This window comes from Hyphomonadaceae bacterium BL14, from assembly GCA_027627705.1.
Taxonomy (GTDB): domain Bacteria; phylum Pseudomonadota; class Alphaproteobacteria; order Caulobacterales; family Maricaulaceae; genus Oceanicaulis.
This window is the reverse complement of record CP091242.1, coordinates 544,153-556,060: the sequence shown is the minus strand read 5'-3', so window position 1 is coordinate 556,060 and position 11,908 is coordinate 544,153. Positions and strand designations below refer to the sequence as shown.

Here is an 11,908-nt window from a genome sequence, read left to right as displayed (position 1 = left end):
CGCCCGCTGTAGATTCTGCAGCCAGCCTAGAGTGATGCGCGGCGCGTGCGGCCCCTAGCCGACAGCTTCCTCATCGCCGTCATCGTCATCCGCGCCCGGTCCGACGAGCAATTCCTCGGCAATGAGGCCAGCATTGGCGCGCACCTTGGCCTCGATCCGCGCCGCCATGTCGGGATTGTCGAGCATGAACTTACGCGCATTCTCCCGGCCCTGCCCGATGCGCTCGGACTCATAGGAATACCAGGAGCCTGATTTCTCGATGATATTGCCCTTCACACCCAGATCGATCAGCTCACCGGTCTTGGAAATGCCCTCACCGAAGAGAATATCGAACTCCACTTCGCGGAAGGGCGGCGCAACCTTGTTCTTGACCACTTTGACGCGGGTCTGGTTGCCGATCACCTCGTCGCGATCCTTGATCGAACCGATGCGGCGGATATCCAGACGCACAGAGGCGTAGAATTTCAGCGCATTGCCGCCCGTCGTGGTTTCCGGGCTGCCAAACATCACCCCGATCTTCATGCGGATCTGGTTGATGAAGATGACCAGGCAATTGGATTTGGAGATCGAGCCGGTTAGCTTGCGCAGCGCCTGGCTCATCAGGCGCGCCTGCAGGCCGGGCAGCGAATCGCCCATTTCGCCTTCCAGCTCGGCGCGCGGAGTCAGCGCGGCCACCGAGTCGATCACCAGCACGTCCACGGCACCCGAGCGCACCAGCGTATCGGCAATCTCCAGCGCCTGCTCGCCGGTATCAGGCTGGGAGATCAGAAGCTCGCTCACATCCACACCCAGCTTGCGCGCATAGATCGGGTCCAGCGCGTGTTCGGCGTCGATAAAGGCGGCCACACCGCCCGCCTTTTGTGTCTCGGCCACGGTGTGGAGCGCGAGCGTGGTCTTGCCCGAGCTTTCTGGGCCGTAGATTTCGACAATACGGCCCTTGGGCAGTCCGCCCACACCCAGCGCAATATCTAGACCCAGCGAGCCGGTGGAGATGGATTCGATATTCTGGATCGGCCGCGACCCGAGCTTCATCACCGAGCCCTTGCCGAAGGCGCGGTCGATCTGGGAAAGGGCGGCATCCAGCGCTTTTTGCTTGTCCATATTCTCTGCCTTCACAACGCGCAGCTTGGCCTCGGCCATGATGATGTCTCCTTCTGGCATGCCCGCCCGAGTCGGGCAATGCAGGGCTCATGACCAGAAAGTACATATTTTGTTCCGGGAACGCAAGTAGAACAAATTGCGTGGCCCGAGGCCGTCCAGTGCTAGCGTCCGGCCTCGGCGAGCTCGTGCTTGACCCGTTCGGCCAGATCCTGGATCTCGAAGGGCTTGGGCAGAAACGAGATGGCCAGGTCCGCCGAGATCGTGTCGGAGAAGTCTTCCTCGGCATAGCCGGAGATAAACACGATGCGCGCCGATCCAAGCAGGTGGCGCGCGTTCGAGAGCAGCTTGGGACCTGACATGCCGGGCATCACCACATCAGACAGCAGAAGATCAAAGCTGTCCGGCTCGGCCTCGAGAATCTCCAGGGCTTCCTCGCCATCGCAGGCTTCGACGACCTCATAGCCCTTGCGGCGCAGCGTGTTGGCAGCGACAGAGCGCAGCATCTGCTCATCTTCAACAAACAGGATGCGGCCATGACCGGCCTGGTCGCGCGGCTCAGGTTTCGCCTCTGCAGCGACGGCTTCGACGACCAGCGCCTCGGCCTCCTGCTCACTGGGTTCATAGCCGGGCAGATAGATGTGGAACACCGTGCCCTTGCCCGGCTTGGACTCAACAAACAGGAACCCTCCGGACTGCTTGATGATCCCGTAAACTGTGGACAGGCCGAGACCCGTTCCGCCCTGATGCGCCTTGGTGGTGAAGAAGGGCTCGAAAATCTTTGCCCGCGTCGCTTCATCCATACCGGTGCCGGTATCGGCCACATGAATCGCAGCCCAGGGACCCTCGGCCGGTTCAGGGGCGCCGGCGCGCCGGACATGGGCGGCATCCACCGCCTCGGTCGTGATGGTCAGCACGCCGCCGCCCTGAGCCTTCATGGCGTCGCGGGCATTGGTGGCCAGATTGACCAGGATATTGTCGATCTGGACACGGTCAGCGCGCACCAGCGGCAGGTCGCGGCCGTGACGGATATCCAGGCGCACAGTCTCTTCCAGCACCTGGTTGAGCATGTGGCTGCAATCGGACAACACCTCGGACAGATCAAACACGGTCATCCGGAACGTCTGCTTGCGCGAGAACGCCAGAAGCTGGCGCACCAGACCGGCCTGACGCGCGCTGACCGACCGCAATTGCTGCAGATCCTGATAGCTGGGATCACCCACCGGATGGCGGGCCAGCAATTCGCCCAGGTGGAACTTCACAACGGTCAGCATATTGTTGAAATCATGGGCGACGCCGCTGGCCAGCTGGCCGACCGCCTGCATCTTGCCGGCCTGATCGACCTTCTGTTCAAGCTCTTTCCAGCTGGTGACGTCCATGAAGTAAGCCGCGCGCTTGCCCGCATGCACGGGTGCCAGGAATACATGCACCGCCCGCACGCCGTCACCGCATACCAAAGAGGCCTCGCTGGGCTCGCCGCGCGCGGCCAGCGCATTGGCAAACACCATATCCGGTGTCTCACCGCTGGCGATCTGGAACAGGTCCAGGAAGCGCTTGCCCGGTATCGCGACGCCGCCCGACAACTCGACCAGGGTGGGATTGGCGTCCTCGATCACCGCATCTTCCAACGCCAGGCCGTCGAGCCGCGCCACGCCGAACGGGGCGGTGGTGAACATGTCGTCAATCGGGCGTCCGTCCCTGGCCGCCCCGCCCGCTTGCGCCAGCTGGGCTATGCCCGGCGGTGCCCCGGCAGGCGACAGGCCATAGACAACAACGCGCGCGCACGCCGGCGTTGCTTCGCTCCAGTCCAGCGCCAGCACGACAGGGGTTTGCACCCCGCCGCGCGCCTTGAGCGTGGTTTCAAGGCGCGTCACGGCATTTGCGCCGCGGGTCCGGGCGATAGCGCTGGCGCTTTCGGAGGACAGAAAATCTTTGACCTTGAGGGCCTTTCCGGCCTCGACGCCCAGCCACTCGCGCAAGGTGGCGTTCGCCCCCAGGACACGCCCTTCCCCGTCCGCCAGAAACAGCCCTACCGGCGCATGCTCGGCCCAGTCGGGCGCGCCCGGCGCATCCAGCGGCTCGGATGAGTGCAGGGGCGCAAACCGCCACAGCGATGCGCCTGTGCTCATCGGGCTGACATCGGCCTGGTAGACCGCATCGCCATCTAGACCCGGCGCAGGCATCGACAGGGTTTCGCGCGCCGCCTCTCCGCGCGCGCCGGCCCGCGCCAGCCGGTACAAGGCCGCCGCGCTCTCGCCCGCGAACAGGCGTTCGGGTCCCGGCGCGCCAAACATGTCCGAAACCCCGGCCTCGCGCGCCAACGCCTTGTAGGCGGCATTGGCCCACACGGTGCGCCCGGCGGCTCCGGTGATCAGCAATGGATCGGGGGACGCTTCCAGCGCGGCTTCGGCCAGGCTCGATCGTGCCCCCTCTCCGCTACGCAATGCGCGCCCTGCGGCCTCGCCTGCGGCCAGCGCGTAGAGCACCAGCATGGCCGCGGCGGCCAGACCGCCCAGCAGCACAACCCCGTGCCACCCGGCAGCAGCACCCGCGATGATCGCCACACCCGCCGCGCTGAGTGCGCCCAGTCCCGCCGTCCACAATACCAGCCTGATCAGGGGACGCACGAGTGGGCCGGACCGGCCAATCGTCAGAGGCACAGCAGCCGATACCTGAACCGGAGCCTCTGAGAGAGCCGGTTTCGCAGCGCCGGAGCGCACAGGTTGGGCGGCAGGGGCGTCAGTCATGGCGGGCTCCGTGGCGGCAGGAAGCGATTCGGCCCTTCAACATCAGGGATGAAGGTTAACCGTGTTTGCAACCGGGCGAAATCAAATGATCGCTTCGCCTGCCCGCCCTAGCGCCGCCGCTTGTCGGACAGGCTCATCACATAGCCGATGACTTTGGCCACGGCGGCATAGTGCTCGGGATCAATCGGTTCATCGAGATCGGAGGTGGCAAACAGCGCGCGCGCCAGCGGAGGGTCCTCCACAATGGGAATATCGAACTCTTCTGCCCGCTCGCGGATGCGCAGCGCGACGGCGTCAACACCCTTGGCGATGCAGATGGGCGCAGGCGTGCGGCCCTGCTCGTATTCCAGCGCGATGGCGTAGTGGGTCGGGTTGGTGATGACCACGGCCGCGTCGGGCACCCGGCTCATCATGCGCTTCTGGGCGCGCTCCTGACGGATCTGGCGCAGCTTGGCACGCACCATGGGATCGCCTTCGGTTTCCTTGTACTCGTCACGCAGCTCCTTGCGGCTCATCTTGTTGCGCTGGATGAACTCGCGGCGCTGAAACACGAGGTCCAGCGCCGCGATGACGGCATACGCGATCAGCGCTGCGATCAGAAGCAGCACGGCTGCGCCGTGGACTTCGGACAGCATGCGCTCGACGCTGACCATGGGGAAGCTTGCCAGATCATGGCGGCGCGGCCAGAGAACCAGCGCAATGGCGACGCACACCAGAATGATCTTGCCCACGCCTTTGAGGAAATTCACCCAGCCCTGCGGGCCGAACATGCGCTTGAGCCCTTCGACCGGGTTCAGCTTGTTGAGCTTGGGGGCGATCTTCTTGGGCGTCCACAACAGGCCGTGCTGGACCAGGTTGCCCGACGCGGCGGCGACCATCAAAAGCGCGTAGGCGAGGCCGAGGATCAGGGCCATATCCACCAGGGAGCGCGCCAGCAAAGCCATGGCTGCGCCGGGATCGAGGCTGAGCTGGTGGGGCTGTTCGAGAAATACGGTCATCGCCTCGCTCAGCGCCCGGGTGAAGCCCGGTGCCATGAAGGCGATCACGGCCAGCCCGGCGGCAAGCGTGAACCAGCCGGAAATCTCCTGGGACTTGGCGACATCGCCCTCCTCGCGCGCTTTTTGAAGTTTGCGCTCGGTGGGCTCTTCGGTCTTTTCAGATTTGTCTTCGCCTTCAGCCATGGCGCTATCCCAGCGTCGCGGCGAAGGATTCCAGGCGCTCGACCCAGATCATCGCCATGGCGCCCAGCGAGATCGCCAGAATGGCGAACCCGATCAGGATGTTGAGCGGCATTGCGATGAAGAAGATCTGCGCCTGGGGCATCAGGCGCGAGAGCACGCCCAGCCCGAGATAGAAGATCAGGCCGAAGGCAATCAGCGGCGAGGCGATGCGTACGGCGATCACGAAACTGTCGACGAACAGGCCCAGCGCCCATTGCGCCGCATCACCCCACATGGGTGCCTCGCCCGCCGGCATCAGCGCATAGGAGCCGGCCGCCGCCTGCAGCAGCATGTGGTGAAGATTGGTGGCGAAGATCAGTACCAGAAACAGCAGATTGAAAAACTGCGCCGGCAGCGCACCGGACTGGCCCTGAATCGGGTCAAAGGCTTGCGCCATGGCCAGACCCGTCTGATACGCGATGATCTGGCCGGCGGTCGCCGCGGCGGACATCAGGAAGCGCGCGCCCGCGCCGATCATCAGCCCGATCACAATCTCCACCGTGATCAGGCCGGCCAGGCCCGCCAAGGTTTCAGGTGCAGGCGGCAGTTGCGGCGCGATCATCGGTCCGACAGCCAGCGAGAACGCCAATGCAAAAGCCAGCCGGATGCGGCCCGGTATCGCCATCTCGCCAATACCCGGCAGCAGCATCAAAATCGCGCCCATGCGGGCAAACACCAAAGCCGCAGCGAACAGGCTCACGCCCGGATCGAACGCGGCGATCATCGCCTCAGCCCGCCACGATCCGGTCGACTATCATGTCCATATAGCCCGAGAGCAGCGCCCCCATGAGCGGCAGGAACACGATCAGCGCCAGAAAGATCGCCACGATCTTGGGTACGAAGACCAGCGTCATCTCCTGAACCTGGGTCAGCGCCTGAAAAAGCGCGATCATCAGACCCACAGCCAGACCGATCAGCATAATCGGGGCGGCCATGCCCAACAGGGTCCAGATCGCCTGGGTCGCAATGTCAAGCACTTCACCGGGCGTCATGGGGGGAGCTCCCAGGCTGTTGGATTTTTCTTCATGACGGGATTCTGCCCCAGCCCAAACATCCAGCGTCAGACCGGCGGGAGAATGTGTTGGACATGGACTGCCGGCGGCCATTTTTTCGCTTCCGCCGACTGATGCCCGCCCCTATATCTTTCAGCATCATGCAGACATCCGATTTCATTTTGCTGGCCGCAGCCGCGCTGGTGTTGCTGGCCATCGCCGGTGCCGCTGCAACGCGGCGTGCGGGCGCGCCGCTTTTGATGATTTTCCTGGCGATCGGGATGCTGGCGGGCGAAGAAGGGCCGGGCGGGATCGAGTTCCACGATCACAACTCGGCCTATCTGCTGGGCTCGCTGGCGCTGGCGCTGATCCTGTTCGATGGCGGGCTGGGCACGAAGCTGAGGCGGCTCAAGGGGGTTTTGCGGCCGGCTTTGAGTCTGGCCACGGTGGGCGTGCTGATCACGGCGGGCGTGACGGCGGCAGCGGCCAAATACCTGTTTGATCTAGGCTGGGTGGAGGCCTTCCTGCTGGGTGCCATCGTGTCGTCGACGGACGCCGCTGCGGTGCTAATGCTTATCGCGGGCCGGGACATCAAGGCGCGCCCACGCGTGGCCACCACCCTGGAGGCTGAATCCGGGTTCAATGACCCCATGGCGGTGATTCTGGTGGTCACCACCGTCACCTGGCTCTCCCAGGGCGGCGCGCCCGAGCCGTTAGGTGCAGCCGTGTCCATCGTCTGGTCGCTGGCCGCAGGCGGGCTGATCGGGTGGTTTGGCGGGCGGCTGATCGGCTGGGTGGAGCGCAAGGTGCGCCTGCCCATTGGGCTGTATCCGATCTTTGGCGTGGCAGCAGCGGTCTTCCTGTTCGCCTTCGCCCAGGTGATCGGCGCGTCCGGCTTCCTGGCCGCCTATCTGGCCGGCGTGGCGCTGGCCGCCTCACCGCGCCGCGCGGCGGAAGCCACCGACCGCTTCTCCGACGGGCTCGCCTGGCTGGCGCAGATCGGCCTGTTCCTCATGCTGGGCCTTCTGATCACGCCCAGCCACGCCGCCGAGGTTGCCCTGCCGGCGCTGGGCGTGGCGCTGGTGCTGATCCTGCTGGCCCGGCCGCTGGCGGTGCTGATCTGCCTGGCCCCGGAGCGATATCGCCTCAATGAGCGCGCCTTTATCGCCTGGATGGGACTGCGCGGTGCCGTGCCGATCTTCCTGGGCGCCTATCCGGTGATTGCGGGCGTGGAAAACGCCAATCTCTATTTCTCCGCCGCATTTGCTGTGGTGATCGCCTCGCTGGTCATCCAGGGCTGGACCGCAGGTCCGGCGGCGCGCCTGTTCGGGGTCGCACCACCATTGCCGCGCGGCGGGCGTTGGGCGAATGCCGGCATGGTCGCCGTGGTCATCAGTGGATTTTCCTTCATGAGCCTGGCCGTCTCGTGGTCAGTCACGCGCGAGGCGCCTCAGGAGCGCCTGGTGGCGGCGGGCTCGATCGAGGAATTGCGCCAGGCCATGGCACCGCTGGACCCATCAACGGGGACCATGCGCCTTGAGGCGCTGCCGGCCGACTGGACCGATCTGGAGGCCGCCGAGCGCCGCGAAACCTTTGCGCGGATCGCCTCAGGCCTGATTGCAGCACAGAATACGCGCATCCTGTATGACCGCATGGCGCTATTGGAGATGCGCGCCCAGATCGAGGCTGGCGATACATTGTCCCTGCCCAAGCAGGCGCGGCGGGATTCGCTCTCTAGGCGCTATGGCGTGCGCTATGAAGATCTGGACGGCCTGATTGAGCGCGTGGATGTCATTCCGCCCTCCCTGGGCGCAGCCCAGGCGATCCTCGCCACCGGCTGGGGCGACAGCGACGCGGCGCGCAACCGCAACGCCCTGTTCGGCCGCATGCCGGCTGGGCAAGAGGGCTTCCCGAGCCTGCTGGCCTCGGCGGGCGACTATGTCGATCTGCTCAATACACACCCGGATTTCGCGTCCTTGCGGGCCGCGCGCGCCGCATTGCGCGCCCAAGAGGTGCCCGTGACCGGTCTGGAGCTTGTCGCTCATATCGGCCCGTATGCGGCCAGTGGCGACGCCTACGCGGCGCAGGTCCGCGCCCTGATCATCAGTGCCAGCCTTGACCGCTTTGACCCGGCACCGCCGCCCGAACCCGTTGAGACCTAGTGGCCGTCGAAGGCCACCAGGGACACGCACGGCACACCCATCGCAGACACTTTTGCGGCACCGCCCAGGTCCGGCAGGTCGATAATGAAGCTCGCGCCGATCACCTCGGCCCCGGCCTTGCGCAACAGGGTGATGGCCGCTTCGGCCGTGCCGCCGGTGGCGATCAGGTCATCGATAAGCAGCACCGTCTCGCCCGGCGCGATGGCGTCGGCATGAATCTCCACCTCGTCCACGCCGTACTCAAGCTCATAGGTCTGGCTGATCGTGCGGTGGGGCAGCTTGCCCTTCTTGCGCACAGGCACGAAGCCGACCGACAGCTGGTGGGCGACCGCGCCGCCTAGAATGAAACCGCGCGCCTCGATGCCCGCCACCTTGTCGATCTTGGCACCGGCATGGGGCTGGACCATCGCATCGATCGCGCAGCGAAACGCGCGCGCATCGCCCAGCAGGGTGGTGACATCGCGAAACTGGATGCCGGGCTTGGGATAGTCGGCAATGGTGCGGATGGCGGATTTGAGAGAGTCCATGAATTGGTCCCGGCCTGTGCGCTGTCGAATATCGGCGCGAGCATTCCGGTGCCCTGCCCGCGCGTCAAGGCCGGTCAGACGCTGACGGCACCCAGAAGCACCACGGCGGTCAGACCGAGCGAGATCAGGAAGCCGTATGTCAGATCCAGCGCCGCCACACGCATCACGGTCTGAAACCGGCCCGTGGAATACACCACCCGGAGCAGGCGGTAGATATAGACGTGGGCGTAAATGAAAAAGGCCAGCACCGCCCAGCCCGGTCCTGTCACGACGCTCAAAGCCATCGCGGCGAGCATGGCGATGAAAATGGCGGCATGAAACTGCAGCGCGGTGACCAGATGGTCGAAATACAAGAACCCGCGCCGCCATGCATACGCGAGGCCGAGCAATCCTGCGAATAGCGGCACCATCACAAACATGATGCGCGGTGCCCAGGCGAAACTTTCCGCCGCCCAGCGATCCGGACGGCTCGCCAGACGCTCGATCCGGTCGGCAATGAAGGCGCGTACTGCCCTTGGGCCGGTGACCCAGTCCACATCCTCATCGAACTCTTCCGGCACAAGCCCACGACGTATGCCTTCGACGGTCTCGGGGCTTAACCCACGGCTCAAAGTAGGTGCCGACGGAGCACGATTTGGGGATTTCGGCTGCACGTCCGCACCATCAGTACCCGTTTGTCCGTCCGGAGCTGGTACCGGGGCCGGAGCAGCGCCCGGCTCGGGATCAAACAAGGCAAGGGTCTCGATCGCCCGGATCGCAGCGCGGTAATTGTCTTCGGTGATTTCACCCGCTGCCAGGGCCTCATCCAGGCGGTCGCGGGATGCGGCAGCAGCACCTGGATCATTGCCGACCATGCGGTCTGATGGTCCGGCCAGCGGCAGGATCAGGAAGAAGGCCAGCGAGGCAATCAGGTAAAGCCGGAAGGGCGGGATATACCGCCCGCGCCTGCCCTTGAGATAGTCGCGTGTTACCCGGCCGGGAAATGCCATGAGCGCGACGAGCGTGCGCACGACCCGGCCGTCGAGCGCGAACAGGTCTCCCATGCTGTCAACGATCAGGCGCCACACCGGCCGCTTGTAAAGATCGGCATGCTGGCCACAGGCATGACAGACCGGGCCCATCAGCGTGGTGCCGCAATTGGCGCAAACGCCGTCGGGCGTATCCGGACGCAGGGCGACGGGGCGCGAGGGGCGCACCTTGGGGCGCGTCCCGTCTGCCGCCGCCGCAGCTGCAATGTGCTCGGCCGCCGTAAGGGCGGCGGCTTCCAGATCGGGTTCCGACATGGTGACGCCGCCTCCCCGGCCTCAGACGCCGCCGGGTCCTACTGCTCTGTACGTGCCTGATCAGCGAAGCACAGATAGCGCGTGCGATGGATATGGTTGGCGTTGTCCACCCAGCCCGTGACCCGCGGGCTGACGAGGGCGCGATTGACCAGGAAGTGGATGGGCATGATGGGTTGCTCGTCGAGCAGGATCTGCTCGGCTTCGGCCATCATGCGTCCGCGCGTCTCCAGATCCAGCTGCTGATTGGCCTGCGTCACCATGGTGTCGAACGCCTCATTGGTGAAGCGCGAGTAATTCATCGGGATCGAGCGGCTCTCCCCCAGGAAGAGGAAGTTGTAAACGTCGTTATAGTCCGCGATCCAGCCGCCATCGCCGACCTGGAAGTCATTGGCACGCATGTTGGCGTAGTGGATCTGGGCCTCGGCCCCGACAATGTCAGCCCGCACCCAAGGCGCAATCTCCGCCCAGTCTCGCTGGACGACAGGTGCCACACGCGGGTTATCGCCCGACGTGCGGTAGCCGAAGGTGAAGCGCAGCGGATTGTCCGGGCCGAACCCGGCCTCCTGCAACAATTCCCGGGCGCGTTCACGGCGCTCGTCCATGGACAGGTCCGCCCAGCTTATCCGGGCCGTGCTGGGATAGTCCGCAATCGTCGGCGGCACGAAGCTGTATGCGGGGTCCTCGCCCGAGCGGCGGATCTCATTAACAATGAACTCGCGGTCGATTGCCATGGACAGCGCGTTGCGCACGCGCGCGTCGTCGAACGGCGCGACCGAGGTGTTAAAGGAGAAATAGGTCAGCCCCATATAGGGATGAACGCGCACATAATCGGGGATCTGCTGGCGCAGGAATTCCAGGTTCTGGCCGGCGAAGTCCGCGTTGACATCCATCTCGCCATTGCGCACGCGGCGCTCGGCGGCAGCGTTGTCCACCATGGGATAGAAGAACACCTCGTCGACGCAGACATTCTCGTTATCCCAGAAATTGGGGTTCCGGCGCAGGTGGACGAAGTCATTGGCGCGCCAACGCTCCAGAATGTAGGGGCCATTGGTCTGGATATTCTGGGGCTGGATCCAGGCATCGCCGAACCGCTCCACCACATGGGAGGGCAGCGGGAAGGTGGTGTAGTGGGTCAACAGGCCCGGCAGGTAAGGTGCGGGAAATTCCAGATCAATGCGCAGTGTACGGTCGTCCAGCGCCGTCACGCCAAGCGTCTCGGGCGGGTTGTTTTCCGGATCGAAATTCACGTCGCGCGCATTGCGGATCGGATAGAGGACCTTGGAATACTCCGAGAGGGTCAGCGGATTGAGGATGCGGCGGAAGCCATAGACAAAGTCCTCAGCGGTAACCGGCTCGCCGTCACTCCACTGGGCTTCGCGCAAGGTGAAGGTCCAGCTAAGCCCGTCCTCGGACGTCTCCCAGCTGTCAGCCATACCCGGCACGGGCGAGCCGTCGGCTGCTTCTGTAAACAGGCCGATGAACATGTCCCCGATGATGTTGTTTTCCCAGACGCCCTGGGCCTTGTGCGGGTCCAGCGACAGCGGCTCGGCATTGTTGCCGCGATGCAGCACCACCGAATCCGGATCGGCTCCAGGCCGGTCTCCGCAGGCGGCGAGGGTCAGTGCCGCGGCACCGGCGGCCGTCATAAGCATCAAACGTCGGGTCAGGGTCATCGAGGCAGTCTCCTTCATGGGTATGCCGGTGCGAGAGGCGCCGGGTCCGCGCCGGGCGCGGGTGTCTTTGGGCGTCGCAACCAAGCCTGAGTGGCCTGAATACTCCAAGCACTGTAATCTCATAGCTCGCCCCTGCCCGGAACACGAATCCGGAACAAGGAGCACGATGAGCTCAACGCCGCATCCTGGCGCAGAGCTCTTGACGT

Annotated in this window: 9 protein-coding genes; 1 reads left to right on the top strand and 8 read right to left on the bottom strand. The window is 64.7% G+C overall.

Translation table 11 applies throughout. The features are described from left to right. Positions 1-54 precede the first annotated feature (54 nt). The 5 genes from recA to fliQ all read right to left on the bottom strand — a co-directional run bounded on the left by recA (position 55) and on the right by fliQ (position 6,057). Entirely contained in the window at positions 55-1,101 is a 1,047-nt protein-coding gene (recA, locus tag L2D00_02615) for a recombinase RecA (GenBank protein ID WBQ14482.1), read from the bottom strand. A gap of 161 nt (positions 1,102-1,262) precedes the next feature. Next, positions 1,263-3,845, bottom strand: a complete 2,583-nt coding sequence (locus L2D00_02610; protein WBQ13589.1) for a response regulator — start codon at positions 3,843-3,845, stop codon at positions 1,263-1,265. Between the two features lie 107 nt (positions 3,846-3,952). Next, entirely contained in the window at positions 3,953-5,026 is a 1,074-nt protein-coding gene (flhB, locus tag L2D00_02605) for a flagellar biosynthesis protein FlhB (GenBank protein ID WBQ13588.1), read from the bottom strand. A gap of 4 nt (positions 5,027-5,030) precedes the next feature. Beyond that, positions 5,031-5,789, bottom strand: a complete 759-nt coding sequence (gene fliR / locus L2D00_02600) for a flagellar type III secretion system protein FliR (GenBank protein ID WBQ13587.1) — start codon at positions 5,787-5,789, stop codon at positions 5,031-5,033. Between the two features lie 4 nt (positions 5,790-5,793). Continuing rightward, complete coding sequence (gene fliQ / locus L2D00_02595) at positions 5,794-6,057, bottom strand: flagellar biosynthesis protein FliQ (GenBank protein ID WBQ13586.1); 264 nt, start codon at positions 6,055-6,057, stop codon at positions 5,794-5,796. 161 nt (positions 6,058-6,218) lie between these two features. Here fliQ and L2D00_02590 point away from each other — a divergent pair, with 161 nt between their 5' ends. Next, positions 6,219-8,219 carry a potassium/proton antiporter gene (locus L2D00_02590; GenBank protein WBQ13585.1) on the top strand — a complete coding sequence of 667 codons (2,001 nt, stop codon included), beginning with the start codon at positions 6,219-6,221 and terminating at the stop codon, positions 8,217-8,219. Here L2D00_02590 and L2D00_02585 read toward each other — a convergent pair. From L2D00_02585 to L2D00_02575, 3 genes are all read right to left on the bottom strand, one after another. Next, a complete protein-coding gene (locus tag L2D00_02585) occupies positions 8,216-8,746 on the bottom strand; it encodes an adenine phosphoribosyltransferase (GenBank protein WBQ13584.1) in 531 nt (176 codons plus the stop codon). The genes L2D00_02590 and L2D00_02585 overlap by 4 nt on opposite strands. A 74-nt stretch (positions 8,747-8,820) precedes the next feature. After that, positions 8,821-10,029 carry a DUF3667 domain-containing protein gene (locus L2D00_02580; GenBank protein ID WBQ13583.1) on the bottom strand — a complete coding sequence of 403 codons (1,209 nt, stop codon included), beginning with the start codon at positions 10,027-10,029 and terminating at the stop codon, positions 8,821-8,823. A 38-nt stretch (positions 10,030-10,067) separates the two neighbouring features. Beyond that, positions 10,068-11,702: a peptide ABC transporter substrate-binding protein gene (locus L2D00_02575; protein ID WBQ13582.1), complete on the bottom strand. Its 1,635-nt coding sequence runs from the start codon at positions 11,700-11,702 to the stop codon at positions 10,068-10,070. Positions 11,703-11,908: the final 206 nt, after the last annotated feature.

Bases quoted from the DNA above. Each gene is read 5' to 3' on its own strand.
- recA (WBQ14482.1), bottom strand. From the start codon at position 1,101: ATGGACAAGCAAAAAGCGCTGGATGCCGCCCTTTCCCAGATCGACCGC.
- L2D00_02610 (WBQ13589.1), bottom strand. From the start codon at position 3,845: ATGACTGACGCCCCTGCCGCCCAACCTGTGCGCTCCGGCGCTGCGAAA.
- flhB (WBQ13588.1), bottom strand. From the start codon at position 5,026: ATGGCTGAAGGCGAAGACAAATCTGAAAAGACCGAAGAGCCCACCGAG.
- fliR (WBQ13587.1), bottom strand. From the start codon at position 5,789: ATGATCGCCGCGTTCGATCCGGGCGTGAGCCTGTTCGCTGCGGCTTTG.
- fliQ (WBQ13586.1), bottom strand. From the start codon at position 6,057: ATGACGCCCGGTGAAGTGCTTGACATTGCGACCCAGGCGATCTGGACC.
- L2D00_02590 (WBQ13585.1), top strand. From the start codon at position 6,219: ATGCAGACATCCGATTTCATTTTGCTGGCCGCAGCCGCGCTGGTGTTG.
- L2D00_02585 (WBQ13584.1), bottom strand. From the start codon at position 8,746: ATGGACTCTCTCAAATCCGCCATCCGCACCATTGCCGACTATCCCAAG.
- L2D00_02580 (WBQ13583.1), bottom strand. From the start codon at position 10,029: ATGTCGGAACCCGATCTGGAAGCCGCCGCCCTTACGGCGGCCGAGCAC.
- L2D00_02575 (WBQ13582.1), bottom strand. From the start codon at position 11,702: ATGACCCTGACCCGACGTTTGATGCTTATGACGGCCGCCGGTGCCGCG.